The 26,099-nt window shown below is 73.7% G+C and carries 23 protein-coding genes; 8 read left to right on the top strand and 15 right to left on the bottom strand.

Annotated elements, in window-relative coordinates:
* Positions 1-123 precede the first annotated feature (123 nt).
* Positions 124-927, top strand: a complete 804-nt coding sequence (locus G9H71_RS10325) for an exodeoxyribonuclease III (protein ID WP_166281534.1) — start codon at positions 124-126, stop codon at positions 925-927.
* The gene (locus G9H71_RS10320) at positions 924-1,232 is read left to right on the top strand and encodes a hypothetical protein (RefSeq protein ID WP_166281429.1); all 309 of its coding nucleotides are present in this window, start codon (positions 924-926) and stop codon (positions 1,230-1,232) included. The genes G9H71_RS10325 and G9H71_RS10320 overlap by 4 nt, the downstream gene beginning before the upstream one ends.
* A gap of 28 nt (positions 1,233-1,260) precedes the next feature.
* Here G9H71_RS10320 and G9H71_RS10315 read toward each other — a convergent pair whose 3' ends face one another.
* Positions 1,261-2,604, bottom strand: coding sequence for an FAD-dependent oxidoreductase (locus tag G9H71_RS10315; protein WP_166281427.1), 1,344 nt, complete (start codon positions 2,602-2,604; stop codon positions 1,261-1,263).
* A 147-nt stretch (positions 2,605-2,751) separates the two neighbouring features.
* Between G9H71_RS10315 and G9H71_RS10310 the strand changes: the two genes are divergently transcribed.
* The gene (locus G9H71_RS10310) at positions 2,752-4,071 is read left to right on the top strand and encodes a DUF2252 domain-containing protein (RefSeq protein ID WP_166281532.1); all 1,320 of its coding nucleotides are present in this window, start codon (positions 2,752-2,754) and stop codon (positions 4,069-4,071) included.
* A 202-nt stretch (positions 4,072-4,273) separates the two neighbouring features.
* Here the strand turns inward: G9H71_RS10310 and G9H71_RS10305 are convergent, their stop codons facing one another.
* The 10 genes from G9H71_RS10305 to G9H71_RS10260 form a co-directional block, all read right to left on the bottom strand.
* A complete protein-coding gene (locus G9H71_RS10305; RefSeq protein ID WP_166281425.1) occupies positions 4,274-5,839 on the bottom strand; it encodes a choice-of-anchor I family protein in 1,566 nt (521 codons plus the stop codon).
* A 118-nt stretch (positions 5,840-5,957) separates the two neighbouring features.
* A complete protein-coding gene (locus tag G9H71_RS10300) occupies positions 5,958-6,971 on the bottom strand; it encodes a TerC/Alx family metal homeostasis membrane protein (protein WP_166281423.1) in 1,014 nt (337 codons plus the stop codon).
* 102 nt (positions 6,972-7,073) lie between these two features.
* A complete protein-coding gene (locus G9H71_RS10295; RefSeq protein WP_166281421.1) occupies positions 7,074-9,758 on the bottom strand; it encodes an immunoglobulin-like domain-containing protein in 2,685 nt (894 codons plus the stop codon).
* Positions 9,759-9,916: 158 nt separating this feature from the next.
* Positions 9,917-10,249, bottom strand: a complete 333-nt coding sequence (locus G9H71_RS10290) for a DUF2568 domain-containing protein (RefSeq protein WP_166281419.1) — start codon at positions 10,247-10,249, stop codon at positions 9,917-9,919.
* 124 nt (positions 10,250-10,373) lie between these two features.
* Positions 10,374-11,861: a Vgb family protein gene (locus tag G9H71_RS10285; protein WP_456238369.1), complete on the bottom strand. Its 1,488-nt coding sequence runs from the start codon at positions 11,859-11,861 to the stop codon at positions 10,374-10,376.
* A 97-nt stretch (positions 11,862-11,958) separates the two neighbouring features.
* Positions 11,959-12,837 (bottom strand): NAD(P)H-hydrate dehydratase, encoded by an 879-nt coding sequence (locus G9H71_RS10280; protein WP_166281415.1) that lies wholly within the window; start codon positions 12,835-12,837, stop codon positions 11,959-11,961.
* Entirely contained in the window at positions 12,830-13,567 is a 738-nt protein-coding gene (locus G9H71_RS10275) for a histidine phosphatase family protein (RefSeq protein WP_166281413.1), read from the bottom strand. Before G9H71_RS10275 ends, G9H71_RS10280 begins: the two co-directional genes overlap by 8 nt.
* A 100-nt stretch (positions 13,568-13,667) precedes the next feature.
* Positions 13,668-14,333: a 4'-phosphopantetheinyl transferase family protein gene (locus G9H71_RS10270; RefSeq protein WP_166281411.1), complete on the bottom strand. Its 666-nt coding sequence runs from the start codon at positions 14,331-14,333 to the stop codon at positions 13,668-13,670.
* A gap of 2 nt (positions 14,334-14,335) precedes the next feature.
* Positions 14,336-15,445 carry a sulfite oxidase gene (locus G9H71_RS10265; RefSeq protein ID WP_166281409.1) on the bottom strand — a complete coding sequence of 370 codons (1,110 nt, stop codon included), beginning with the start codon at positions 15,443-15,445 and terminating at the stop codon, positions 14,336-14,338.
* A 97-nt stretch (positions 15,446-15,542) separates the two neighbouring features.
* A complete protein-coding gene (locus G9H71_RS10260; protein ID WP_166281407.1) occupies positions 15,543-15,824 on the bottom strand; it encodes an isoamylase early set domain-containing protein in 282 nt (93 codons plus the stop codon).
* A gap of 227 nt (positions 15,825-16,051) precedes the next feature.
* Here G9H71_RS10260 and G9H71_RS10255 point away from each other — a divergent pair, with 227 nt between their 5' ends.
* The 5 genes from G9H71_RS10255 to G9H71_RS10235 all read left to right on the top strand — a co-directional run bounded on the left by G9H71_RS10255 (position 16,052) and on the right by G9H71_RS10235 (position 22,345).
* Entirely contained in the window at positions 16,052-16,867 is an 816-nt protein-coding gene (locus G9H71_RS10255) for an alpha/beta fold hydrolase (protein WP_166281405.1), read from the top strand.
* 329 nt (positions 16,868-17,196) lie between these two features.
* The gene (locus G9H71_RS10250) at positions 17,197-17,715 is read left to right on the top strand and encodes a MarR family winged helix-turn-helix transcriptional regulator (RefSeq protein ID WP_407939710.1); all 519 of its coding nucleotides are present in this window, start codon (positions 17,197-17,199) and stop codon (positions 17,713-17,715) included.
* Positions 17,716-17,819: 104 nt separating this feature from the next.
* On the top strand, positions 17,820-20,477 hold the full coding sequence (locus G9H71_RS10245; RefSeq protein ID WP_166281401.1) for a Xaa-Pro dipeptidyl-peptidase: 2,658 nt from the start codon (positions 17,820-17,822) through the stop codon (positions 20,475-20,477).
* Between the two features lie 131 nt (positions 20,478-20,608).
* The gene (gene mgrA, locus G9H71_RS10240; protein WP_166281399.1) at positions 20,609-21,640 is read left to right on the top strand and encodes an L-glyceraldehyde 3-phosphate reductase; all 1,032 of its coding nucleotides are present in this window, start codon (positions 20,609-20,611) and stop codon (positions 21,638-21,640) included.
* Positions 21,641-21,802: 162 nt separating this feature from the next.
* Positions 21,803-22,345 carry a GNAT family N-acetyltransferase gene (locus G9H71_RS10235; protein WP_166281397.1) on the top strand — a complete coding sequence of 181 codons (543 nt, stop codon included), beginning with the start codon at positions 21,803-21,805 and terminating at the stop codon, positions 22,343-22,345.
* A 13-nt stretch (positions 22,346-22,358) separates the two neighbouring features.
* Here the strand turns inward: G9H71_RS10235 and G9H71_RS10230 are convergent, their stop codons facing one another.
* The 4 genes from G9H71_RS10230 to G9H71_RS10215 form a co-directional block, all read right to left on the bottom strand.
* Positions 22,359-22,955, bottom strand: coding sequence for a DUF1990 family protein (locus G9H71_RS10230; protein WP_166281395.1), 597 nt, complete (start codon positions 22,953-22,955; stop codon positions 22,359-22,361).
* Positions 22,952-23,368 carry an SRPBCC family protein gene (locus G9H71_RS10225; protein WP_166281393.1) on the bottom strand — a complete coding sequence of 139 codons (417 nt, stop codon included), beginning with the start codon at positions 23,366-23,368 and terminating at the stop codon, positions 22,952-22,954. The genes G9H71_RS10230 and G9H71_RS10225 overlap by 4 nt, the downstream gene beginning before the upstream one ends.
* A gap of 130 nt (positions 23,369-23,498) precedes the next feature.
* A complete protein-coding gene (locus G9H71_RS10220) occupies positions 23,499-25,019 on the bottom strand; it encodes a serine/threonine-protein kinase (RefSeq protein WP_166281391.1) in 1,521 nt (506 codons plus the stop codon).
* Positions 25,016-25,924, bottom strand: coding sequence for a Rieske 2Fe-2S domain-containing protein (locus tag G9H71_RS10215; RefSeq protein WP_166281389.1), 909 nt, complete (start codon positions 25,922-25,924; stop codon positions 25,016-25,018). Before G9H71_RS10215 ends, G9H71_RS10220 begins: the two co-directional genes overlap by 4 nt.
* Positions 25,925-26,099: the final 175 nt, after the last annotated feature.

Genomic DNA, 26,099 nt, shown 5'->3' with positions numbered 1-26,099 from the left:
CCGCAGCGCTCGGCCGCGGCCCGATGCCGGCCCAGCCCGCCGCACCTCGACCAGCGCAGCGGAGGCTGGTCCGCCGGCTCCTCGTAGGGTGCGCGCATGGCTGAGACGCGGGACGACGGCGTGGTGCGCGTGGCGACGTGGAACGTCAACTCGGTGACGGCGCGGGTGCCGCGGCTCCTTGACTGGCTCGCCACGACCGGGCCCGACGTGGTCTGCCTGCAGGAGACCAAGTGCACCGACGACGCCTTCCCCACCGCCCAGGTGGCCGAGCTCGGCTACGAGGCCGCCTCGCACGGCGACGGGCGCTGGAACGGCGTGGCCGTGCTCTCGCGCATCGGGCTCGACGACGTCGTGCGCGGCCTGCCCGGCGGGCCGGGCTATCCCGGGCCCGACGACCTCGAGACGCGCGCGGTCGCAGCGACCTGCGGGCCGGTCCGGGTGTGGTCGGTGTACGTGCCGAACGGCCGCGAGCCCGGCCACGAGCACTACGCGTACAAGCTGCGCTGGCTCGACGCGCTGCGGGACGCAGTGGCCGGCGATGCTCGGGCCGAACGGCCGTTCGCGGTGCTGGGCGACTACAACGTCGCACCCACGGACGCCGACGTCTGGGACCCGGCGGCCTTCGCCACGGCCACTCACGTGACGCCGCCCGAGCGGGAGGCCCTCGCGCGGCTGCGCGCGGCGGGGCTGTCCGACGTCGTCCCGCGGGCGCTGAAGTACGACGTGCCCTTCACCTATTGGGACTATCGGGCCGGGATGTTCCACAAGAACCTCGGCATGCGCATCGACCTGGTCTACGCGAACGCCGCTTTCGCGGGCGCGGTGTCGGACGCGTACGTCGACCGCGAGGCGCGCAAGGGCAAGGGCGCCTCGGACCACGCCCCGATCGTGGTGGACCTGCGGCTGCCTCCTACGGTGGCCCCATGAGCGCGATCCCGACGTCCGTCATCTCCGCCGGCTCGCTGCTGGGCGGCTACCTCACCGGCCGGGCCACGGGCGTCCGGCCCGCCGGGGGCGTCGTCCTGCTCGCCGGGGCCGTGACGGCCGGCCGGCGCTGGCAGCGGACCGTCGGACCGGCCCGGACGGCGGCGCTGCTCGCGACGTACGTCGGTGCCTTCGGCGCGTCGCACCCGCTGGCCAGGCGGATCGGCGCGTGGCCGAGCGTGGCCGTGGCGACGGCGGCCGTCGGTGTCGCGTCGCACCTGCTCGGGGACCGTCCCGCCCGGCGCTAGGCCGGCGTACTGATCCGCCCGCCCGGCGCTAGCGTGACGCGCTGTCCGCGGCGGCCGCACGGAGCAACGCCTCGCGCTCGCTGATCTTCACCCGGCGCCGGCCGGAGGCCACGCCGAGCGCCAACTCCGCACCGTCGATCGCGCACCACCCGGCCCAGCCGACCACCTGGACGCCACGGCCGGCGAGCAGCCGGTCGACGTCCTCGGGCTCCCGGTACGCCGCCCGCGGCAGGTGCGGCAGGTCCTCCAGCAGGGCCGCGACCGTCTCGTGCGCGTCGTGCTTGTTGGTGCCGATCACGCCGGTCGGCCCGCGCTTGATCCAGCCGGCGACGTACTCGCCGGGCACCGGGACGCCGTCGCGCAGCACGCGTCCGCCGGCGTTCGGGATGACCCCGTCCCGCTCGTCGAAGGGCAGGCCGGGGATGGCGAGGCCGCGGTAGCCGACGGAGCAGAGCACCAGCTGGGCGTCGACGACGGACAGCTGCCCCGTGCCGCGCACCCCGCCGCTGCCGTCGAGGACGTTGCGCTCGAGCTGCACGCCGCTCACCTGGCCCTCACCGAGCACGGCGTCCGGCCGCTGGAAGAACCGGAGGTGCACTCGCCGCGGGCGCCCGGCCGGCGGGCGCTCGGCCCACCCCCGCAGCACGTCGAGGTTGCGCCGGAGCGTGGGGTCGGCGCCGACCGCCGCGGCGCTGCCCTCGTCCAGCTCGAGGTCGGCCGGGTCGACGATCACGTCCGCGCCCGCGATGTCCCCGAGCTCGCGCAGCTCCTTGGTGCTGAAGCGCGCCTGTGCCGGCCCGCGCCGGCCGACGATCGACACCTCCTCGACCTTGCTGTCGGCGAGCACCCGCAGCACGTGGTCGGGCATGTCCGTCTGCCGGAGGGCGTCGATGTCCTTCGCGAGCAGCCGAGCGACATCGAGGGCGACGTTGCCGAGCCCGACGACGACGACGCTGCGCGCCTCGAGCGTGAAGCGGTCGACCATCGCGTCGGGGTGCCCGCAATACCACGCGACGAAGTCGGTGGCCGAGAAGCTGCCGGGCAGGTCCTCCCCCGGCACTCCCAGCCGCCGACCCAGCGCGGACCCACAGGCGACGAGCACCGCGTCGTAGTGCGCGTGCAGCTCCTCGACGGTCACGTCGCGGCCGACCTCGACGTTGCCGAGGAAGCGGACGTTGGGCTGCTCGAACACGCGATGCAGCGTCGAGGTGATCGAGCGGATCTTCTCGTGGTCGGGCGCGACGCCGTAGCGGACCAGCCCGAAGGGACAGGGCAGCCGGTCGAAGACGTCCACGGCCTCGTGGTGCTCGGCCAGCGCGCCCGCGGCGTAGACCCCCGCAGGCCCGGAGCCGACCACGGCTACGCGCAGCATCGGGCCACTCTGTCATCCCCCGCGCCCGAACGCTACGTTCGGCGCGGGCGCGGCGTGCACGGTGCAGCCGCGGCGCAGGAGGGGGCGGACGTGGGCGAGAGTGCGGGCAGGGACGCGGGCCGTGGCGAGGGCGCGGTAGCCGAGCAGTTGCGGGCCGGGCACCCCGAGACGGGAGCGCGCCAGGGCTTCCTGGTCGACGTCCTGCACGACGCCCTGGGCGGGCTCGTCGCCGCGGACCCGGCGGCGCTCCGCAAGAAGTTCCGCAAGATGGCGGCCGAGCCCTTCGCGTTCTACCGCGGCAGCGCGTGGCTGTTCTACGCCGACGTCGCCGCTCTCGAGGACCCGTTCTCGAACGAGCAGACCAGCCGGGTCTGGATCCAGGGCGACCTGCACGCGCAGAACTACGGCACCTACATGAACGACCGCGGGCGCCTGGTGTTCGACGTCAACGACTTCGACGAGTCCTACGTCGGCGCCTTCACGTGGGACACCTCGCGCATGGCGGCCTCGCTCTACCTGCTCGGGGTGCAGAAGGCCCTGGCCGACGACGACATCGACGAGATGGTCACGACGTACGCGCGGTCGTACGCCGAGCAGGTCTGCCGGTTCGTCAACGACGAGAACGACAAGGACTTCGCCCTCCGCCTCGACACCACGAGCGGCGCCCTCCACGCCGTGCTGCAGGCGGGGCGGCAGGGCAGCCGGACCGCGCTGCTCGAGGCGAACACCGTCATCGACGGCTACGAGCGCGTCTTCCGCGACGGGTCAGGCGTGCGGCGGCTCGACGCCGGCGAGCGGTCGGCGATCGAGGCGGCGTTCCGCTCCTACCTGCAGACGATCCCGGAGGAGAAGCGCCGCCCGGTCGACAGCTACCGGGTCAAGGACGTCGTCGGGCGCTCCGGCTTCGGCATCGGCTCGGCCGGCCTCCCGGCGTACAACATCCTGCTCGAGGGCGCGACCGAGGCGCTGGAGAACGACGTCATCCTGTCGATGAAGCAGGCCAACGTCGCCGCGCCGAGCCGGGTGGTGACCGACCCGGAGATCGCCGGCTACTTTGCCCACCACGGCCACCGGACCGTGCTCTCGCAGCGCGCGCTGCAGGCGCACGCCGACCCGTGGCTCGGCCACACCGAGGTCGGCGGGGTCGGGTACGTCGTGGCCGAGCTCTCGCCCTACGAGGCCGACCTCGACTGGGACGAGCTGTCCGACGACGACCTGCTCCCCGTCCTCACCTCACTGGGGCAGGCGACGGCGAAGGCGCACTGCGTCGCGGACGACACCGCGGACACGACGCTCGTCCCGTTCTGCACCGAGGAGGCCATCGCCGCCGCGATCGACGCCGCCGGTGGCGTGGACGAGTTCGCGGGCCAGATGCGCGACGTGGGCCGCGCGTACGGCGAGATCGCCCGGGCCGACTATCCGCTCTTCGTCGACGCCTTCCGCAACGGGGCGATCCCGGGGCTGTAGGCGGCCCGGGGTGATCCCGGGCGGCACGAGGCGGCCTTCCCTCGTTCCCTCCAGCTCCTGATCGCTCCCGGTCGGTGCCTCACGCCAGCCGTCACACCCAGGGGTGCGGCACCCGCGGGCGTGATCAGCCGGTAGCGCCTCCGAGGCACGACAAGGCCCGAGGGCGATCCCCGCGGGCCTGTCGCATCCTGCGCTGCGGGGGCTATCCGCGCGTCACGTCGACGGCGTAGAGCGTCGTCGTGCCGCTGACCTCGTTGGTGACGACGAGCATCGGCTCCCCCGTCGGGCTGTCCTTGCGGTCGATGGCGACGAGCCCCTCGGGCGCGACGTCGCCCGGGGTGCGGACGAGCTGCTGCAGCACGGGGGCGGTCGGCGTGGTCACGTCGTAGACAGCGACGCCCGACGCGCGCTCGAGGCCGACGAACGCGTACTGCCGGCCGCGGTTGGCGAGCACCGCGACGCCCTCGGGCTCCGGGCCCTTGTTGTCGCTGCGGGTATCGAAGGTGCGCGGGTCGAGCTCCTCGGAGTTGAACAGGGCCGGGTCGGCCGCAGCGGTCAGCCGCTCGAGAGCGTCCCGGCTGTCCCACACGAGCGTGCCGTCGGCCTTCCGGATCGACACGCTGCGCGAGCCGTACGCGTAGAGCCCGGTGCGCCGAGTGCTGCCCGCCACCGTGGCCGGGGCGGCGCTCGTGACCGTCAGCCGGCCGAGCTGCGCGTCCTGCCGGACGTCCGCGGACAGCCCCGCCGGCAGGTTCGCCACGGAGATGTCCTTGACCCGCTGGCCGTCGCCGTAGCAGTCGTAGTCGCGCTCGTCGCCCTCGTTGGCCATCACGAGATAGGTGTCCTTGCCCTGCACGGTCCAGGACGCGACGCCGTCCGGCATGTACATACCCTTGACCGGCACCTGCCGGAGCGAGATGCCGCCGTCGCGGTCGCTCGGGTCGATCCCGTTGCCCGCCGTGGAGTGGTCGGCGTAGCCCAGGGCGACGATGCTCGTCACCTTCGCCTGAGCGATGTCGACCGTGGCGACCGCGTTGTTCTCCTGCAGCGTCACGAAGGCCTGCTGGCCGTTCGGGGCGATGGAGACGTACTCGGGCTCGAGGTCCTGGGCGACCGTCGCCCCTGGGCCGGAGATGCGTACGGCGGGGTCGAGGCCCCCGCGTGCGAACGCGCCGAAGCCCGCGGTCCGCACGACCGCTCGGGCCGGGCCGTTCTTCAGGTCGATCACGCTGATCGACCCCTCGGGGTCGACCCCTCCGGCGCAGTAACCGTCCGGCTCGCCCTCGTTGGCGACGACCAGGCGCTTGCCGTTCTTGGTGAACGCGAGGCTGTCGGGGCCGGCGCCGACCCGCACGTCGCCGAGCCGGCGGCCGTCCGGAGTGAAGAAGACGACCGACCCGGGCAGCTGCTGCGAGTCGCTCTTGACCGCCGCGGCCACCACGCCGCCGGCGACGGCGACGCTGGTCACGTCGCCGCCGAACTCCGACAGGTCCACGCTGCGGACCAGCTCCGGCGAGGCCGGGTCGGAGATGTCGAGGATGTCGACCTCCTGGTCCGCGAGGTCGGTCACGAACAGGCGCCGGGTGGTTGGGTCGTAGGCGCCGATCTCGGCACCGCTGCCGGTGAACGTGCCGAGCGCGCGCAGCGTCGCCGCAGGTGCGGAGGCCGCGGTCGCGGCGTGGGTCGGGAAGGCGGCGAGGCAGGCCGCGCCGAGCGCGAGCACGGTCAGCGGCAGGGAGAGCGTCGTGGCCCGACGCGGGAAAGTCATGCGCGGATTCGTAGCGCAGCGATGGCGGCGCGAGGTGCACGCCGGATGAACGCAGTGCGAGGCGCGGGTGAAGCGCGGGTGGCGGCACCCGAGGTGCCCCGGTTCGCCTCGCTCGGCGTCAGGGCCTGCCGGCGCCGGCCTCGTCCGCCGGCCGCTCCGAGTGCCCCCGCACGGACCCGGCGTGCGCTCGCGCCGTCGGGTCGCGGCGTACCTTCAGCAGGCTCGCGACCGTCGTCACCGCCAGGATCACCGCGATGATCCCGAGGGACGTCACGGTGGGGATCTCGGGTACGTCGTCGTTCACCGTGTGGCCCCAGTGCAGGATGAGCTTCACGCCGATCAGGGCGAGCACGAGCGCCAGCCCCGTCGACAGGTAGACCAGCCGGTCGAGCAGCCCCTGCACGAGGAAGAAGAGGGCGCGCAGCCCGAGGAGGGCGAACGCGTTCGCCGCGAAGACGATGAACGTCTCCTGCGTGACGCCGAACACCGCGGGGATCGAGTCGAGGGCGAACAGCAGGTCGGTGCTGCCGATCGCGACGAGGACGACGAACAGCGGCGTGACCGCGCGCTTGCCGTCGATCCGGGTGACCAGGCGGCCCTCGTCGTACTCCGTGGTCGTGGGCAGCACGCGTTTGACGCCGCGCACGAGGGCGTTCTCCTCGATCTCCGGGTCCTCGTCGCGGTGCCGGTAGAGCTGCACGGCGGTCCACACGAGCAGCAGGCCGAAGAGCAGGAACATGAACGAGAACAGCTCGAGCAGAGCCGCTCCCGCCAGGATGAAGATGACGCGCATGACGAGCGCCAGCACGATGCCGAACGTCAGCACCTTCTGCTGGTGCCGGTCGGGCACCGCGAACGTCGTCATGATGATGACGAAGACGAACAGGTTGTCGACCGACAGGCTCTTCTCGACCAGGTAGCCGGCGAAGTACTCGGTGCCGTAGTCCCAGCCGGCCACCGCGCCGAGCACCACGCCGAAGGCGACGGCGACGCCGATGTAGAACACCGACCAGGCGGTCGCCTCGGCGAAGCCCACGTGGTGCGGGCGGAGCGCGCCCACCGCGAGGTCCAGCGCGAGCAGCGCGAGGACGAGACCGACTGTGGCAGCCCACGCCGCCGTGGTGACCTCCATGACGGGACGCTACCGCGTTGACCACTGCGCGTGCAGGGCTCGCGCCCGCGACGCGCGGGCCCGCGGCCAGACGGCCAACGGGCCCGCGAACTGCTCCGCCGGTCAGACCGCGGCGCACTGCCCGTAGCCGTGGCCCGTGGCCGAGGTGCCGGCCAGCGTCGGCGCGGCCGCGTTGCCGGTGCAGTAGAGCTTCCCCTTCACGGCCGTACCGGAGAGGTCGGCCGGCACGGCGCTGGTCGTCCCGTCGACCCGCACCTGCCCGGAGACCTCGGCGTCGACGATGCGAAGCAGCCTCGTCGTGCCGGTCGTGGTCACGGTGCCGTTCACGGCCGTGTCGGTGAGCGCGACCGACTTCGCACCGGACGTCGTGAGCGACCCGCGGATGCTGCTCCCGTTGGCGACCAACGACGCGCCCGCGCCGACCGTGACGGCGCCGCGGATGTCGGCGCCGCTCAGGCAGGTCACACCGGACGTGAGCTGCAGCGGGCCGTTCACCCGTCCGGAGAACGACGCGGTGCAGGCCTGCGGGGCCATGGCCGAGAGCCGGTCGTACTCCGCCTGCGTGACGGGCAGCACCGTCCCGTGCCGCGGCCGGGCCGGCAGCTGGTAGTTCGTCGAGAGCGTCCAGTTGCCGGACTCGAGGTCAGTGGTCTCGAACGGCACGTAGCCGCGACCACCGTTCTCGTCGATGAAGAGGTACCACTTGTCCTCGGTGTTCGACTTGAAGACCGTCGGACCCTCGGCCTGGCTGACCTGGCCCTGGCCGATGCACGTCTTGATCATCGTCCAGCTCGTCGAGAGCACGGAGCCGGCCTTCTGCTGGAACGGGAACTTGCCGCAGGGCGCCGATGCGGAGCGGCCGCGCTCGTCCTTCGTGAAGCGGTAGTACGTGTCGCCGTTCTTGATGACGGTCGAGTCGATGACGGCGTAGCCCGGGTCGTACCAGACCTTCGGCTCGGTGAAGGTGTGGAAGTCGCGCGTCGTCGCGTACATCATCTTCTGGTACTGGCTGCCGGTGTGGTTCGGGTCGTTGGCGGCGTAGACCTTCGACGCCCAGAAGACGACGTACGCGCCGAGGGCGTCGTCGTAGTACGCCTCGGGAGCCCACGTGTTGCCGGCCTCCTTCGGCGACACGAGGACGTGCCGCTGCTTGGACCAGTTCACCAGGTCGGTCGACTCCCAGACCTCGATGTAGCGGCTGCCCTGCGCCTGCGCGCGCGTCCAGTCGCCGTTGCCGTAGATCTTGAGGTCGGTGGCGATCATGTAGAACTTGTCGCCCTCGGGCGAGCGGATGATGAACGGGTCGCGCAGTCCCTTCTCGCCCTGGTCCGACGTGATCACCGGCTGGCCGCCGTTGAGCTCGCGCCAGTGCAGCGGGTCGTTGCCCTGGCTCACCGCGAAGTAGATCTGCTCACCATTGGCGGTGCCCTCGCCGGTGAAGTAGGGGAAGGCGTAGCCCTTGAGCGGCGCGGCTGCGGGGCGCTTGCGCACGAGCGCGGGAACCCGCTTCGCCACCGTCGCCGCGCCGTTCGTGATGGTCGCGGTGAGCGTCACCTCCTCGTCCCTCGCGGCGGGGCGGTTCACGACGCCGGAGGTGCTGACGACGCCCGGGGACTCGGAGGACCACGAGATCGTGGAACCGTACTTCCCCGAAGTGGGCAACGTCAGGTTGCCGCGGACGTCGTCCGCGTTGTTGACGAACAGGGCCTCGGCGTCACGCTTGGCCTTCTCCGCATCGCTGAACTCCGCGAGCACGCGGACCTCGAACTCCTTGGTGTCCGAGACGCCGCCGCTCGTGATCGTCGCGGTCAGGACCGCACGGACGCTGCCCGCCCCGACCGCGGGCCGGGTCACGCGGCCCTCGCTGGTGATGACGCCGGCGTTGCTCGTCGACCAGGAGATCGTCGAGCCGTTGGCCCCGCTCGTCGGCAGTGTCAGGTCGCCCTCCAGGTCCCACACCGGGCCGAGGTCGAGCGACGCCTTGTCGAGCACGACGGCCTGCGAGGTCACGGTGCTGGCGAGCTGCGCCACCTCGGAGGAGGCCAGCGCGCGGCTGTAGACGCGGAAGTCGCGGACGCGGCCGTTGAAGTAGCGGTCCCCGGAGTAGAGCGAGCGGCCGATGTAGTTGGCGGTCGTGACGCCGTTGCCGATCTGCCCCGGGGTGATGGTGACCGCGCTGTTGCGGCCGACCTCCACGCCGTTCTCGTAGACCACGCCCACGCCGCCTGCCAGGGTGTACGCAACGTGCTTCCACACCCCGCGGGTCAGGTTGCGGCTCGGGGAAGGACGGGTGTTCTGCTCGGTCGTCCAGTTGCCGGTCGCGATCGTCGTGCGGTAGTCGTTGCCCGTCGTGAACAGGTAGCCGTTGCCGTTGGACCCGCTGGAGTTGCCCAAGCCCCAGATGAAGTACGGCGTGGCCTGCCCGGTGTTGATGAAGACGTCGGCCGCGACCGAGATCGACGAGAGCCCCGCCATGACGTTGTTCGGCAGCCGGACGTACGTGTTGGAGCCGTTGAACGCGAGCCCCTGCCCCGGCGTCTCGACCGCAGTGCCGTTGAGCGTCCCGTTGCGCCCGTTGCCCGACACGTCGAGCGCGACCCCGCCCGTGTCGCCCTCCAGCTCGTAGTGCAGCAGGAGCCCCTCGGTCACGTCGGCGGCCTGCGCGGCGGTCGGCCCGGTCGCCACGGTTCCCGCGAGCAGGGACAGCGAGACCGCGGACACCAGGGCGCCGAGCCGCGCGCCCGCGCGGCCGCGTCCCGGGAAGGGTGTTCTCGAGCGACGTTGCATCGACTCTCCTCCGGACCTTGTGTGAGCGCTAACAGGCGACGGCCGCCAGTTTCTGCGCGGGCCAGCGGGCGGTCAACGCGGGGCAGGTCACGATCCGGGCACGATCGCCTGCCTGCGCGAGGACCGGCGGAAGCGCGCGGAAGTCGCGCGCTCGCCGGTCACAGCGCAGCGTCGACGGCGACCGTCGCCACCCAGCCGAGGACGAGTGCCACGGCGAGCATCTCCCAGCCCGCGACCGCGCCGCCGACCGCCGCGAGGGCCACCATGGCGGCGCGGGCGAAGACCGTGCCGCCCGGCGGCAACGGCACCCGCGCGCGCGGGGACAGGAACGCGCCCCAGACCACCGCCCAGGCCACGACGGATACGGCGGCAACCGCAGACCCGGCGAGCCCGCCCTTCCCCACCCACCAGCCCCACCGCGCGACGCAAGCGAGCGCGACGAGCTCGAGCAGGAAGACGATTGCCAGCACTGCCGGACGTAGTGCGTCCACGTGCACCCCCTCACGTCGGGGCGAGCACCCCACCGGTGGGCGGGCGGGGCGGGAACGAGCGCCGGACGAGCCGGCTGGCCGGCCGCAGATCGCTGCTTCGCTGATCTGTGCTGCGCCGTTTCACTCAGAGGGTGACGAGCATCGTCCTGGTCACGGACCTCCCGCCCGCCGACGCGGTGACGGAGACCCGGTAGCGGCCCTTCACCGCCTTGCCGGCGATCCGCTTGTTCCACGTCAGTGCGCGCTCCCCCTTCGCGAGGGTGCGAGCCGAGATCTTCTTGTACGCCCCGGTCTTCGCGCCGCGCACCGGCGCGGCGCGCAGCGTGACGGTCGCCCGCCGGTCCAGCGTGAGCTCGACCCGGACCGCGCTCCTGGTCACCGTCGTCCGGCAGCTGCCCCGTGCCTTCAGCCCGCACAGGGCAAGCTTCGGCGCCTTCGTCGGAGCCGGGGTGACGATTGGCGGCGCGGGAGGCGTCGGCGGGGCCGGGGGCTGCGGTGTCGTCGGCGGGGCGGCAGCCTGCTGCGGCGTGCCGGCGTACGCCAGCTGTGCCGTGGCGACGCGGCCGACGGTGTTGGCCCCCCTGTCGAGGAACCACAGTGCGCCGTCGGGCGCGAACGTGAAGTCCTCGATCTTGTAGCTGCCGAACGAGGCGTAGGCGAGCGACCCGTCGGCGTTCGCGCGGACGAGCATCCCGGTCTTCGAGTCGTTGATCTCGACCTCGACCGCGAAGTAGACGAGCCCGTCGGGGCCGCGCTCCATCGCGTGCGGGAGGTAGTCGCCGTCGAAGCTGATGCTGCGGGGGGTCGTGCCATCGAGGTAGCCGACCGTCCCGCCGCGCGCGGGATAGGTCATGCCGCCCTGGGCGTACTGCGCCCACCACACCCGGCCCTTGCCGTCGATGGCCAGCGAGTTCATCCGCTCGGCACCCCGCTCGGGGACAGGGATGTTGACCTGCTGCCCGCCGGGCGTCAGGTGCTTGAGATAGCGCCAGCTGTCGCCGTACCAGACCGACCCGTCCCCGACGGCGACGAGCGGGCCGTCGTCGTAGTCCGCGGGATAGCGCTGCAGTTGCGTGGCGGCGCCGTTGATCCTGCGGACCTCTTCCCCGATCGAGTCGGTCTGCCACACTCCCCCGTCGGCGGCAGCGGCGAGGTCCTCCGTGACGCCGTCGTTGTCGCGTCCGGAGTCGACCAGCGCGATCTGCCCGCCGGGGGCGATGCGCGAGATGGCGCGGCCGACGTCATGGCTGAACCACAGGTAGCCGCCGGAGCTGACGATGTCGTCGGGGCCGTAGTCCTCGTCCAGGTCGTCGGGCTCGTACGCGTACGGGATCTCGCTGATCTGCCCGGTCCCCGGGTTCACCACGCCGAGCCGGTGGCCCTGCCGCTCGGTGAACCACAGGTTCCCGTCCGGTCCGACCACGATCTCCTGGGGGTTGCTGTCGGCCGTGGGGATCGGGAAGAGGTCGACGGTCGCGGCCATCGCGGCGCGGGTGAGGGCCCCCGCATCGCGCGTGCCAGCTCCCGCCGGCGCGGCCGCGGCTGGCGAGGCGGCCAGAGCGACGGCGGCGACGGCGACGGGCAGGGCACGGAGATCGATTCCGAAGCGCACCCGACGTAGTGAATCAGGGCGCTGCGGGCATGGGAAGCCCTGTTCGCCCGGATACGTGACCTCCCCTCGGCGGCGGGTGAACAGCAAGCGCCTGGGCTCAGACCTCGATCTCGGCGAGCACCCGCGGGATCTCCGCCGGGAGCTCGCGGGCGAGGAAGCCGAGCTTCCCGATCGACGCGGCGAGCCGGTCCCCCGCGCGCTTGTGCAGGTGCGCGCCCCAGACCGCCGCCTGGGCGGGGCCCGCCCCGCGGGCGGCCAGCCCGACGACGACGCCGGCGTGCACGTCACCGGAGCCGGAGACCCCGAGGCCGCTGCCGCCGCTCTCGTCGCGCCACGTGCGCCCGTCCGGATGGGCGGTCCAGGACTCCGACCCACCACTGGTCACGACGGCCGAGGTCCTGCGGGCGGCCTCGAGCGCGGCCCCGCGTACGTCGCGGTCGACCCGCTCACGGTCCGCCCCCAGCATGAGGGCGAGCTCGGTGTTGTTGGGCGTGAGCACGGCCCGCTCCGCCGTGTCCTGCAGCCCGGGCCGGCCCTCCTCGACCACCGCGACCGCGAGCGCGTCCAGCACGACGCTGCACGGGGCCTGCGCGAGCACCCGGCCGACGAGGTCCACAGTGTCGTCCTCGCCGACCATGCCGGGGCCGAGCAGGACCGCTGCGGCGTCCGCGGCCAGCTCGAGGACCGCGTCGGCCGCGTGCGGAGCGATCCCGCCGCCGGCGGTCTCGGGCAGCGGCAGGACGAGCGCCTCCGGCAGCGCCACCGCGAGGTGCGGGGCCAGCGAGGCGACGGTCGCCACCTGGAGCTTGCCGGCACCGCAGCGCAGCGCGGCCTCGGCGGCCAGCAGCACGGCCCCCGGCGTCCGGGTGCTGCCGCCGACGATGAGCGTCCGCCCGCGCGACTCCTTGTCCTCCCCCGGCGCCGGCAGCGGCCACTCGCGCAGCACCCCGGAGGTGACGACGACGGCGTCAGACATCGCGGGCCGGAACGTCGGGCTCGTCGGTCACGGGCGCGCCCTGCGCCTCCAAGTGCGTGGTCTCGTTGTAGGTCCGCAGCGCGAGCGCGCCGTCCTTGAGCTCGTAGGTCGTCACCGCGGCGTTGGCCAGGGTGTCGTTCTTCTGGATCGCCAGGACCTCCTGCTCGCCGAGGCCCTCGATCACGAAGCGGAAAACCATCACGACGGCCTCGTGGGCGACGACGAGGACGTCCTGCCCGGCCGAGTCGGAGCGCAGATCAGCGAGCAGGCTGCGCACGCGCAGCGCCACATCGCACCAGGACTCCCCGCCCGCCGGCCGGTAGTAGAACTTGCCGAGGTGGTCCCGGCGCGCGGCCTCCTCCGGCAGCGCCTCCCGGATGCCCGTGCCGGTGAGCCCGTCGAGGACGCCGAGGTCGCGCTCGCGCAGCCGCTCGTCGTGCACGAGCGGCAGCTCCAGGCCGGCCGCGCGCAGCGCGATCTCCGCGGTCGAGCTCGCCCGCGCGTACGGGGAGCAGAGCACGACGGTCGGCGGCTCCGCCTGCCGCGAGAGCCATTCCCCGAGCCCCTGCGCCTGCGCCCGGCCGGTGTCGGTGAGCGGCACGTCGGGGTCCCGGGTGGAGAGGTCGAGGCGAGGTGCCCCGGCCGCGCGCGCGGCGCGGTCCGCGACGTTGCCGATGCTCTCGCCGTGCCGCGCCAGCCACAGGCGCCGCGGCCATCCCGAATCGATCACGCCGCTGGCGTACCCACCTCCACCGCGCCCGACGCCCTCGCCGGATGAGGACGGCGACGCCCGGCCGCGCCAGAAGCGGGCTGCGTGGCACGGAGGACGGCTAGGCCGGCAGCACGACGGCGGTGCGCACGAGGCCGCCGACCGCTCCCCACCTGCCGGCGAGCGTGCGCGGCGCGCCGGGCACCGGCGTACGCGGAAGCGGGGCCACGGCGAACGTGCCGTCGTCGCAGCTCAGCACGACGTCGCCCTCGTCGAACTCGAGCGGGGCTCCGGTCAGCGGGTACCACGCCTTGAACACCGACTCCTTGGCACTGAAGAGAACCCGGTCCCAGTTGCCGTCAGGACGTCCGCGGGCGAGCTCTTCGAGCCGGTCGCGCTCGGCCGGCCGCGCGACCACGTCGAGCACCCCGGCGGGCAGCGGCTCGTCGGGCTCGGCGTCGATCCCCAGCGCGGCGACGTCGCGGGCCAGGGCCACCACCGCCGCGCGGTAGCCGGCGCAGTGGGTGATGCTGCCGACCACCCCCTCGGGCCACACCGGCTCGCGCCGCGGCCCGGACAGGATCGGCGCCGCCGGGAGGCCGAGACGCCGCAGCGCGTCGCGGGCGCAGCGCCGGCCGGTCGCGAACTCGGCGCGGCGCCCGGCCACGGCGCGGGCGACGAGGGCCTCCTCGGCGGGGAACAGCGGCGCCGGCTCGCTGTCGTCGTACGCCTCGACAACGACCACACCGGGCGGCAGGAGCGCCGCGAGGCCGTGCCCGACGGCCAAGGTCAGGTCTGGGGAGCGCGCACCACGACCGGCACCCGCTGGACGAGGTTGCTCGCCATGCCCTGCCGGTTCCACGGCTGCTCCACCGGCTGGACGTTGCCGGCCTCGTCCGTCGCGCGGCAGCAGAGCACGGCCGCCCCCGGCTCGGCCGCCTCCCACTCGTAGGACCACGAGCGCCAGGCCCATCGACCGGCGGAGGGCCCGAGCGAGGCAGCGGCCCAGGTGGCGCCGCCGTCCGTGCTGACCTCGACGCCCGACACCGGGGCCATCCCCGACCAGGCCCGCCCGGTGAGGACGTGGCGGCCGGTGTCCACCAGGCGGGTCCGCGTCATGAAGTCGGGAAAGCCGGGCGGCTGCAGCAGGGCGCGCGGCCGGATCCGGGTCACCGGCTCGCCCGGCTCGTCCGCGGACTGCTTGAGCCGGTAGGCCACGGTGTTCTGGAACCCGTCGAACGGCTCCTCCAGCACGGTGATCTCGCGCAGCCACTTGACCGAGGCCATGCCGTACCACCCCGGAGCCACGAGCCGGACCGGCGCCCCGTGCTGCGGCGGCAGCGGGACGCCGTTCATCTCGTACGCGAGCAGCAGCTCGGGCGCGGTGGCGTCGGCCACCGACAGGCCCCGCGCGTAGTCCTGCTCGACGCCGCGCTCCATGCCGTGGTCATGCCCGGTGAACGCGACGTCCACGGCGGACGGCAGCAGCCCCGCCTCGGCCAGCAGCGGCGCGAGGGGCGTACCCGTCCACTCCGCGGTGCCGACGGCCTCCTCGAGCCACGGCTGGCTGACCGGCCGGGGCAGCAGCCGGGCGCGCCCGTTGCCCGCGCACTCCAGCGTCACCCGTGTCGTGACGCGCTCACGGCTGCGCAGCTCCTCTAGGGAGATGGCGAGCTCGCGCTCCACGGCTCCCGACACCCGCAGCGTCCAGGCTCCTGCGTCGACGTGCGGGATGTCGTAGTGCACGAGCAGGTAGTGCATGCCGAGGGGCGTCACGTCGTAGCGCAGCGCCTCCAGCGGGAGCCCGGAGTTGCGCGCCGCGAGGCGCAGCTCGTCGATGGAGACGGCCTCGTCGGGCTCGGCCACCCGGGCCACGGTCTCCAGCAGCTGCTCGGTCATCGTGCCTCCGCGTCGAGGGCGCTGGACTCCAGGGCCAGGAAGCCGCCCCGTAGGAATTGGCTGCCGAGCCTAGTCGGGTCCTGCCGCGGCGCGCGGGTCAGAGCGTGATCAGCCCGCCGTGCCCGTCGAGGTGGTCCACGTCGGAGTCGTCGAACCAGCGGCCGCCGTCACCGAGGTAGCGGAAGCGGACGGGCTGGCCGGCCGGCAGCGTCACCGCGACGCTGCGCGTCCCGTTGCTGCGCCGGCGCAGCAGGTGGGCGCCGGGCTTCCAGTCGTTGAAGTCGCCGACCACGGAGACCGGGCCCTCGTGGGCCGCCTCGTCGATCACGAAGGTGACCTTGACGGACTCATGCTCCCCAGTGCGCTGACGGCGGATCACGGCTGTTCCCCTCGCTCTGCTCGTGCCCGTGCCGGGCAGCCCACACCTTCTCCGGTACGCCGCCGCTGCGGCGCGCGGACGCCCGCCCGACCGTCGTCGCCCGGGTGCGGCAGGACGCATTCTGGTGCACCGGAAGCCCGGCGACCGGAATTTCGGGACGTGTCGGCGCGTCGGCCACTCCCTTCGTGGGCAGAGGAGGAGGCTCGTTCGTCGGCCTACGATGCGGCATGCACACCTTCTCGCGCGCCGGCCTGACCTTCCCCGTGCGCGACGAGGGGCCGCCGGACGGGGCGGTCGTCGTGCTGCTGCACGGCTTCCCCCAGGACGCCGGCGCCTTCGACACCGTCGTCCCGCACCTGCACGCCGCCGGCCTGCGCACGTTGGTGCCGACGCAGCGCGGCTACGCGCCGACGGCACAGCCGCGGGGGCGGCGGGCGTACCGGGTCGGTGAGACCACGGCGGACGTGCTCGCGCTGCTCGACGCCGCGGGCGCCTCCCGTGCCCACGTCGTGGGGCACGACTGGGGTGCGGGGCCGGCGTGGACGCTGGGGGCGCAGCACCCCGGCCGGGTCGCGTCGCTGACCGTCCTGTCCACGCCGCACCCGGCCGCGATGGCGGCGTCGGCCGTCCGCAGCGGGCAGGCGCTGCGCTCGTGGTACATGGGCTTCTTCCAGCTGCCGGCGATCCCCGAGCTGGTGCTCCGAGGCACGCTCGCCCGCACGCTCCGCTCGTCCGGCCTGCCCGAGGAGCACGTGCGGCGCTACGTGGCCCTCGCGGAGCAGGAGGGCGTCGCCACCGGCGCGCTCAACTGGTACCGCGGGATCCCGTTCTCCTGGCGCCCACCGCTGGGGCCGTCACGCGTGCCCACGACCTACGTCTGGGGCCGGCACGACTTCGCGCTGGGCCGCACGGCAGCGGAGCTCACCGCTCGCCACGTGCGGGGCGCTTACTCCTTCGTCGAGCTGGACGCAGGGCACTGGCTCCCCGAGGTGAACGGGGAGGACGTGGCCCGCGCCGTGCTCGCCCGGGTGGCGGCCAGCTGAGCCGGCCCGGCCCGGGCGTCCGGTCAGAGCCGGACCCGCCGCGGGTTGGCCAGCATGCCGTCGTACGAGCTCGAGCCGTAGCCGCCCGACACCTCGTCCGCGCGCTCCGTCGTCGTCTCCACGAGCTGCTCCCTCCGTACGTCGCCGCGTCCGCTGCTCGGGCCGGCGGAGCCGGCCTTCCGGCCGGGCCTGCTGCGACCCGACAGGAGGAGGCTCCCCGATCCCTGTTGCCGGCAGGTGACGTGCGTGTTCACATCGGGGATCTTTCGACGGGCGCGTCCCACAGCTGCCCGACCGAACGGTGGCTGAACGCTCAATCAACGGCTACGATGGACACTATGGCCGAGACGGCGACACGCGCTCCCCGATGGCTCTCCGACGACGAGCAGCGGGCGTGGCGGGCCTACCTGCAGGCCACGCGCTTGCTCGCCGAGCACCTCGAGGCCCAGCTGCAGCGCGACTCGGGCATGCCGCACGCGTACTACGAGATCCTCGTGACGCTGTCGGAGACGCCCGAGCGCCGGCTCCGGATGAGCGAGCTCGCCGAGCGGACGCGATCGTCGCGCAGCCGGCTCTCCCACGCGGTGGCCCGGCTGGAGGAGGCCGGGTGGGTGCAGCGGGCCAACTGCGCGGAGGACCGCCGCGGAGCCTTCGCCGAGCTGACCGACGACGGCTTCGCCGCGCTCGTGGAGGCGGCGCCCGGGCACGTCGAGGCCGTACGCACCCACCTGATCGACCAGCTCACCCCCGAGCAGGTCTCGCAGCTGCAGGCCATCAGCGAGGCGGTCCTGGCCGGCCTGGAGCGGGCCGGCGTCGACACGGGGTGCCCAATGGGCTCCAACAGCTGACGGAGCGGGGCCGGCTCGTCTCCGACAGTTGTGTAGAGACAGCGTCCTATCCCAGCCGTAGCTTCCGGGAATTCGTCAGATAGACGTGCCCTGGAGGTCGCTGGATGCCTGCCCCCCTGTCCCCGGACACCCCGTCGCCCATCCCGCGACGCGGGCCTCGGAGCTCACCCCGCGGAAGGCGGGCCGCCACCCTCACGGCCTTCGCCCTCGCGGTCGTCTCGCCGGTCGCCGCGGCGCCGCTCGCGTCGCAGGCCTCGGCCGCGCCGGCACCGGCGCCCGCCGTGCCGACCTTCGTCGACGGCCTGTCCCAAGCGGTCTTTTCCACGAACCGCGCCGACTGGGTGACCCAGGAGCTCTGGGTCGAGTCCGAGGTCGACAGCGACTTCGACGGCAAGAAGGACCGCATCCACGTCGACGTGACGCGGCCGAAGGAGACCGTCACGGACGGGCTCAAGGTGCCGGTCATCTACGAGGTGAGCCCGTACTACTCAGGCGGGTCGGCCGTCACGAACTGGGGTGTCGACCACGAGATCGGCTTCCCTCCCGCGACCAAGGGCGACTGGAACCGCAACTGGGTGGCCCCCAACCGCAGCCCCAACATCTCCGACACGTTCGAGAACGTCTGGCTCCCCCGCGGCTACGCGGTGGTGCACGCCGAGTCCGTGGGCACCGGCTACTCGGACGGCTGTCCGACCTCCGGTGGCCGCAACGAGACGCTCGGGGCCAAGGCGGCCGTTGACTGGCTCAACGGCAACGCCGTCGGCTACACCTCCCGCACCGGCACGGACACCGTCACCGCGGACTGGACCACCGGCAGGACCGCGATGATCGGCACGTCCTACAACGGCACGCTGCCCCAGGCCGTCGCCACCACCGGCGTGAAGGGGCTCGAGGCGATCGTCCCGATCTCGGCGATCTCCAGCTGGTACGACTACTACCGGGCCAACGGCACGGTCCGCGCTCCCGGCGGCTACCAGGGCGAGGACCTCGACGTCCTCGCCGACTACGTCTACTCACGCGCCGACCGCGCGATCTGCCGTCCGGTGATCGACGCATTGGTGGCCCAGCAGGACCGTGCGACGGGTGACTACAGCGCGTTCTGGGACGAACGCAACTACATGAACGACATTTCCAAGGTCAAGGCTGCGACGATCGTCGCGCACGGCCTCAACGACTGGAACGTGCAGACCAAGCACGCCGCCCAGTTCTACGAGGGGCTCAAGGCAAACGGCGTCCCGCACCAGATCTACCTGCACCAGGGCGGCCACGGCGGCGCGCCGCCGGACGTGATGCTGAACCGCTGGTTCACCCGCTACCTCTACGACCAGCAGAACGGCGTCGAGAGCCTGCCGAAGGCGTGGATCGTCCCGCAGGGCGGGACCGCGGCCAACCCGCAGCCCCATCCGGACTGGCCGGCGCCGAACGCCTCCCCGGTGACGCTCTCGCTCGGCAAGAGCGCCGACGGCACCGCGGGCTCGCTCGGCCTGCTGCCGACCGCGGCCGGCACGACGGAGACGATCGTCGACGACGCCACCAAGACACTGGCGACGCTCGCGAACACCTCGACCCTGCCGACCTCGGCCAACCGCACCGTCTACAAGACCGCGCCGCTGACGGCTGACGTCCGCATGAGCGGCACCACGACCGCCGCGCTGAAGGTGTCGTTCAGCAAGCCCGCTGCGAACCTCTCCTTCGCTCTGCTGGACTACAACCCCAACGGCACGGTCAAGCGGATCGTCACTCGCGGCTGGGTGGACCCGCAGAACGCCGGGGACCTCTACGGCAAAGGCGCCCCGCTCGTCCCGGGCCGGCAGTACTCCGTGACGTGGGACGCGCAGCCGCTCGACTGGGTCTTCTCCAAGGGCCAGCAGCTCGGCATCGCGGTCTACTCCAGCGACCGTGAGTTCACCATCCGGCCGGCGCCGGGCACCGAGCTCACGCTCGACACCTCCGCGAGCAGCATCACGATCCCGATCGTCGGCGGCGCCACGGCGTTCGCCACCTCCACCGGCGTCACCGCCCCCACGGCCACCGTCGCCCTCGACCCGGCCGCGCCCACCGGCGCCAACGGCTGGTACGTCGGCAACGTCGGCGTCGACTGGGCGGTCTCCGACGGCGGCGCGCCGACGTCGACGACGGGCTGCAGCGACACGACGATCACGCAGGACGGCACCTTCACCCTCGCGTGCACGGTGACGAACCTGCTCGGCAGCGGGACCGAGTCCGTGACCGTGCGACGGGACGCGACGGCGCCGACGGTCACGCCGACGGGCGTCCTCAACGGCGGCAGCTACGGCGACTCCACGACCCGCACGTTGTCGTGGACGGTCAGCGACGCCACTTCCGGGGCCGACACCTCCACCGCGACCCTGGACGGCGCCCCGGTCGCCAACGGTGCGGCCGTCGACCTGTCGACTCTCGCGCTGGGCTCCCACAGCCTCGTCGTCACCGCGAAGGACCGGGCCGGCAACACCACGGTCGCCACGGTCGCCTTCACCGTGACCACGTCGACCACGGACATGCAGGCCCTGGCCGACCGCTACCTCGCGGCCGGCGTCATCTCCCAGGGTGCTGCGACCAACCTGCGCAACCGGCTCGACGGCGCCGTTGAGGCGCTGGCCGAGGGCAACACGGTCAAGGCCGCGCGCTATCTGCAGCAGTACGTCGAGCACGCCGAGCGCCGCGTCGATGACGCTGCGGCGCGCGCGCTGCTCGTCCGCGACGCCCGCGCGCTGCTGGACCAGATTCCGCGCACCGCCTGAGCACGCACCCGAGAGGCCCGGCGACAGCCCGTCGCCGGGCCTCTCGGCGTCCCGGGGCCGGGCTCGGGTAGAACGGGGGCCGCGCCGCCGCGTACCGGCGGTGGTCCCTCGACCCGTCCGGGAGCTCCCCCATGACCTACGTCGCAGCTGGCGACCGCTACGACCGCATGCCCTACCGGCGGACCGGCCGCAGCGGCCTCAAGCTCCCCGCCCTCTCGCTCGGGCTGTGGCAGAACTTCGGCGGCGACCGGCCGCTGGAGACCCAGCGGGCAATCCTGCGCCGCGCCTTCGACCTCGGTGTCACGCACTTCGACCTGGCCAACAACTACGGCCCGCCGTACGGCTCCGCGGAGGAGAACTTCGGGACGATCCTCGCGAAGGACTTCCGCCCGTACCGCGACGAGCTCGTCATCTCCACCAAGGCCGGCTGGGACATGTGGCCCGGCCCGTACGGCGAGTTCGGCTCGCGCAAGTACCTCCTGGCCAGCCTGGACCAGAGCCTGCAGCGCATGGGCGTCGACTACGTCGACGTCTTCTACTCCCACCGGCCCGACCCCGAGACCCCGCTCGAGGAGACGATGGGGGCGCTCGACACGGCCGTGCGCCAGGGCAAGGCGCTCTACGTCGGCATCTCGTCCTACTCCCCCGAGCGGACCCGTCGCGCAGCAGAGATCCTGCGCGAGCTCGGCACTCCGCTGCTGATCCACCAGCCGTCGTACTCCATGCTCAACCGCTGGATCGAGCACGGGCTGCTCGACACCCTCGCCGAGGCCGGGTCCGGCGCCATCGTGTTCTCCCCGCTCGCGCAGGGGCTGTTGACCGACAAGTACCTCGGCGGCGTGCCGGAGGGGTCGCGGGCGGCCCAGGGCGGCAGCTCGCTGTCGAACGACATGCTGACCGAGGAGAACCTCGCCCGGGTCCGCGCGCTGAACGAGATCGCCCAGCGGCGCGGGCAGTCGCTCGCCCAGCTGGCGATCGCGTGGGCGCTGCGCGACCCCCGCGTCACCTCGGCTCTCGTGGGGGCGAGCAGCGTCCGCCAGCTCGAGGACAACGTCGCGGCGCTGGACCGGCTGGACTTCACGCCGGAGGAGCTGGCCGAGATCGACCAGCACGCCACCGACAGCGGCATCGACCTCTGGCGCGGGGAGTCCTCGCACGGCTGAGCGGAGCCGCCGGGACCCTCGTCCGAGCGCTCTCGAAGGGCTCGGCAGCGGCGCCGGGAACGGGGCCAGCGCGCTCGCGCCGCAGCGCGTACACGCCCCCGTCGGGCACTTGTCCGGCGGGGGCTGCACCGACCCGGGGCAACGATCGCTAGGGTCCCCCTCGTGGCGCACCTGCTGACGACCGATCGCCTGCTGCTCCGTGACTGGGAGCCTGAGGACGCCGACGCTGCCCTCGCCGTCTTCGGCGACGCGAACGTGGCGCGTTGGCTCACCCCTGCCCTCACGCGTCCGACGGACGCCGATGAGATGCGCGCGCACCTCGAGCGCTGGGCCGCCGAGCAGCCCAAGCTCGATCCGCCCTTCGGACGCTGGGCGCTCGTCCGGCTCGAGGACGGGCTCGTGATCGGCGGGATGGAGCTGCGGCCCCTCCCGCCGCACAACGAGGACGTCGAGATCGGGTGGCAGCTCGCGCCCGGCTTCTGGGGCCACGGCTACGCCACGGAGGCGGCCCGGGGCCTCGCGGGCTGGGCCTTCTCCCAGGCGACCGACGAGGTGTTCGCCGTCGTCCGCCCCGGCAACGAGCGGGCGACGGCCGTCGCCACCCGCATCGGCATGCAGTGGGTGGGCGAGACGGACAAGTACTACGACCTGGTCCTGCAGGCCTACCGGCTGCGCCCGTCGGACCTGGCCGAGAGCGCCGGCTGAGAAGCGGCGCCGCTCAGCGGCGGACGTAGTCGCGCATCCCACGGGCGTAGAGCCGCGTGTAGGCCGCGATCAGAAGCCGGGCGACCGGCGGCGCGAGCCGGGCCAGCGGCTGGACCGGGCGCGCCACCGAGCGCGCCCGGAAGGTCACGTTGCCGTCGGCGGCGCGCCGGACGAGGAAGCTCTCCTCGCCCTGCTCGGGGTGCAGCGGCAGCGTGCCGTACGCGAACCCGTAGCAGTCCGGCTCGTCGACCACGCGCACGATCCGGCAGGTCGCGACGATCGCCGCGACCCGGAGCCGGACCGCGATGGCGACCACGGTGCCCTCCTCGAGAGCCGGCGACGGCGGGGCAACCGTGATCCCGGCCGCCCGGTGAGCCGCCCAGGTGTCGAGCCCGCGACGAGCCGCCTCCCAGGCCTCGTCGCCCCGGCCGAGCTCGGCCTCGGCCACCGACTCGTTCCAGCCGGCCGGCACCGGTCCTGGCTCGAGGCTGAGCCCGACCGGCTCGTACGTCAGCTCCCGCCCGGCCTCCCGCTCGCTGAGGTCCACGAGCGAGCGCTCGGTGGGAGCGCGCAGGACCAAGGTCCGCGGGCGACGGCCCGCGCCGCTCACGAAGCGTCGCCCGCCCGCGTCTGCACCTCGGCGGCGAGTGCGTCCAACGAGCCGTCGAGCAGCTCCTGCAGCCCGGCCGGGGCCTCCGCCTCGAAGAAGCTCAGGTGCAGGGTGACGTCGCTGGAGCCGGCGCCGCTGTCGTGCACCTGCAGCCAGCCGGCGTACGCGTCGGCCCCGCGGCTGCCCCACTCCACCCGGAACTGCTCCGGCCGCGCCCGGTAGAGCCCCTCGGCGTCGACCTCCTGGCCGCCCACGTTGCCGTGGACGTGCACGACGTCCGGCCCCGTCGAGGACACCTCGTCGAGGGAAGGCACCCAGCGGTGCACGAGTGCGGGGTCCGACGCCACTTCGTAGACGACCTCGCGGGGTGCAGGCATGCCGCGGGTCGCTTCGAACTCCTGGTTGGACGCCATGCGCCGCCTCCTGTCGTCTTGACCGTGGCCCGGCCTCGAGTGATCGCGAGCGATCGGCAGTGATCGCGAAGTCCGGCCTACCCAGCTCCGGGGCTTTCAGCCCGGCGCAGTGCGGAGGATGCGGCGGGGCTCACCCCTTCTTCCCGCCGCCCCCTTTCGCGCCCCCGGAGCCCACGCTCCTGCCACCGCCGCCGTTGCCGCCGCCCTTGCCGGGCTTCTCGGCGTCCTTTTCGCGCGCCTTCTCCCGGGCCTTCTCCCGCTCCTTCGCGGCGCGCTCCGCGGCCTTCGCGGCGCGCTCGGCGGCCTTCTCCGCCGCTCGGACGGCGCGCTCGCGGGCCTTCTCGGCCTTCCTAGCCGCCGCGTCGGCCTTGCCGCCTGCCGCGGCCGCGCCTCCTGCTGCGCTAGGGCCCGGCGCGGCCGCGGGCGGGTTGGTACCGCTGCCGACGGGCGCGCTGGAGGGCCGCCGGGCGTCCGGCGTACGGGCCGTCGAGGGGCGGCTCGCGGGCGTCGTGCTCGCCACTGCAGCCGGCACGGCCTGGACGGTCCGTCCCTCCGGCGACGCCGAAGCCGACTGCGAGGCTTGCGGCCGGCTGGAGGTCGGCCGCGGCTCCGGGGTGGTGCCGGCGACGGCCGGCGTACCCGGTTCCCCCACGACCAGCCCCGTGGCCGTGAGCGCCGCGACCGCGACGAGGGGCACGGCCGCCGCCAGAGCCCACCGCAGTCGCCGTGGACGTCGCGCGGCGGGCAGGGCGCGTTCGGGCAGCACCGGCGTGACGGTGGTCGGCGCGTCGTCCGCTGCTGCGCCGAGCCCGGCCTCGGGACTGGGCGCGACGGCGGCGCCGGCCGCGAGGGGCAGCAGGGCCGACCTGGCCTCGGGCAGCGCGGGCCGACGAGCCGGGTCGGCGTCCAGCAGGGCGTGCACGACGGGTCCTAGGTCTGAGCCCGTCATGGGTGCGGGCGCCGCGGCGAGGACGGCGTGCAGGGTGTCGATCTCGGTCGCGCCGGAGAAGGCGGGGCGTCCCTCCGCCGCGAAGTAGAGGGTGGCGCCGAGCGCCCACAGGTCGCTGCCCGACGTCGCGGCGTGCCCCCGGGCGCGCTCGGGAGCGAGGTACGCCGCCGACCCCACGATCGTGCCGGTCGCCGTGAGCGCCGCTCGGCCCGGGCCGAGCGCGATGCCGAAGTCGGTCAGCACCACTCGGCCGTCCTCGAGCAGCATGACGTTCGCCGGCTTGACGTCCCTGTGCACGACATCGACCGCATGGACGGCGGCGAGCGCGTCGAGCAGCTGCACGCCGACTCCGGCCGCCTGCTGCCCGCCGAGCGGCCCGTCGTCGCGGACCCGCTGCTGCAGGCTCCGGCCCTCGAGCAGCTCCAGGACCAGCCAGATCTCGCCGGGCGCGGGCTCGAGGACGTCGAAGACCGTGACGACGTTCGGGCTGCGGACGCGCGCGGCGGCCTGCGCCTCCGCGAGGGCTCGCGCGTACCCGGTGCCGGGCTCGCCGGTGGCCGCATCGGGGAAGCGCAGCTGCTTGAGCGCGACCCGCCGGCCGAGCAGCTCGTCCCGGCCCGCCCAGACGGTTCCGCCCCCTCCGCTGCCGAGGACCTCGAGCAGCGTGTAGCGGTCGGGCAGCGGCGACGCGAGGCTGCTCACCCGGCGCCGGGGAGCCGGACCTGGACGCGGCCGGCGTCCACGCGTACGTCGAACGACGGCTGCGGCGCGGTGGCCGGCCCGGCGACGACGTCACCGTCGTCCAGCCGGAAGGTGCTGCCGTGCCAGGGGCACGTGATGCAGGCCTCGCCGTCCACGTCGTGCACGCGGCCCTCGTGCAGCGGGCCCGACAGGTGCGAGCACTTGTCGGCCAGCACGTCGATCGCCTTGCCCCGGCGCACGGCGACGACAGGCGCCTCCCCCACGAGCCGGCGGACCGGCCGCCCCTCCGGCAGGTCGTCGATGGCGCAGAGGTCGTGCCAGCCCGGCGGCACGATGTGCGGGACGTCCTCGACGTGGTTGGCCCCGGCGGCCTGCCGATAGGACAGGTGGCCGCCGAGGAAGCCGCCGGCCATGACGGCGCCGAAGCCGGCGTACGACAGCGCTCGCCCCGTCGCCCCGTGCCCGCGCAGCCGCGCCACGAGGCTCGCCGTGTAGAGCGCGAGCCCGGCGGTGTTGGAGACGGCGTGGACGAGCCCGACGCGCTGCTGCTGCGGGTGCAGCTCCGCCCAGTCGACGAGCCCGGCCGCGGCGGCGGGACCGGCCGACAGGACGCCGGTCGCGATGAGGACGGGGACCGCCGGCCCGGTCCGGGGCACGAGGTCGAGCACGGCCGCCGAGGTCCAGGTCCCCACCGGCACCAGGACCATCGCGGGGTGCAGCGGGTGCCCCACGGGCACGCCGTGCAGCACGTCGGCGATCCGCGGCTGCTTCTCCGCCACCTTGCGCACCGCCTCCGCGAGCGGGCCGTTCACCCTGTCCAGCAGGGAGGCGTCCTCGATCGCGCGCATCCCGCGCTCCAGCGCGCTCTGCAGCGGCCCGGGAAGCCCCGAAGCCCGTCCGACCATCGATCCGAGTGCCCATGCCATGCCCGCCGTGATTCCCCACGGTGCGCCCGGCGGAACGTGCTCGCGGATCTTCGGGCCAGTCGCACGGCGCGCCGGGCCGCCGGGCGCGCGGCGGTCACCGGGCCACTGTGATTGCATCAGCGGCACCCGACGGCGGGGTCGGCGCGCACGACGC

Origin of the sequence: Motilibacter deserti (assembly GCF_011250635.1) — a bacterium.
GTDB classification, from domain to species: Bacteria; Actinomycetota; Actinomycetes; order Motilibacterales; family Motilibacteraceae; genus Motilibacter_A; species Motilibacter_A deserti.
Note: the sequence above shows the minus strand (reverse complement) of the source record. Positions and strands in the feature narration are given on the sequence as shown.

Excerpts from the sequence above, each read along its gene's own strand:
- G9H71_RS10320 (WP_166281429.1), top strand. The coding sequence starts at position 924 with ATGAGCGCGATCCCGACGTCCGTCATCTCCGCCGGCTCGCTGCTGGGC.
- G9H71_RS10315 (WP_166281427.1), bottom strand. The coding sequence starts at position 2,604 with ATGCTGCGCGTAGCCGTGGTCGGCTCCGGGCCTGCGGGGGTCTACGCC.
- G9H71_RS10305 (WP_166281425.1), bottom strand. The coding sequence starts at position 5,839 with ATGACTTTCCCGCGTCGGGCCACGACGCTCTCCCTGCCGCTGACCGTG.
- G9H71_RS10300 (WP_166281423.1), bottom strand. The coding sequence starts at position 6,971 with ATGGAGGTCACCACGGCGGCGTGGGCTGCCACAGTCGGTCTCGTCCTC.
- G9H71_RS10295 (WP_166281421.1), bottom strand. The coding sequence starts at position 9,758 with ATGCAACGTCGCTCGAGAACACCCTTCCCGGGACGCGGCCGCGCGGGC.
- G9H71_RS10280 (WP_166281415.1), bottom strand. The coding sequence starts at position 12,837 with ATGTCTGACGCCGTCGTCGTCACCTCCGGGGTGCTGCGCGAGTGGCCG.
- G9H71_RS10265 (WP_166281409.1), bottom strand. The coding sequence starts at position 15,445 with ATGACCGAGCAGCTGCTGGAGACCGTGGCCCGGGTGGCCGAGCCCGAC.
- G9H71_RS10255 (WP_166281405.1), top strand. The coding sequence starts at position 16,052 with ATGCACACCTTCTCGCGCGCCGGCCTGACCTTCCCCGTGCGCGACGAG.
- G9H71_RS10250 (WP_407939710.1), top strand. The coding sequence starts at position 17,197 with ATGGACACTATGGCCGAGACGGCGACACGCGCTCCCCGATGGCTCTCC.
- G9H71_RS10245 (WP_166281401.1), top strand. The coding sequence starts at position 17,820 with ATGCCTGCCCCCCTGTCCCCGGACACCCCGTCGCCCATCCCGCGACGC.
- mgrA (WP_166281399.1), top strand. The coding sequence starts at position 20,609 with ATGACCTACGTCGCAGCTGGCGACCGCTACGACCGCATGCCCTACCGG.
- G9H71_RS10225 (WP_166281393.1), bottom strand. The coding sequence starts at position 23,368 with ATGGCGTCCAACCAGGAGTTCGAAGCGACCCGCGGCATGCCTGCACCC.
- G9H71_RS10215 (WP_166281389.1), bottom strand. The coding sequence starts at position 25,924 with ATGGTCGGACGGGCTTCGGGGCTTCCCGGGCCGCTGCAGAGCGCGCTG.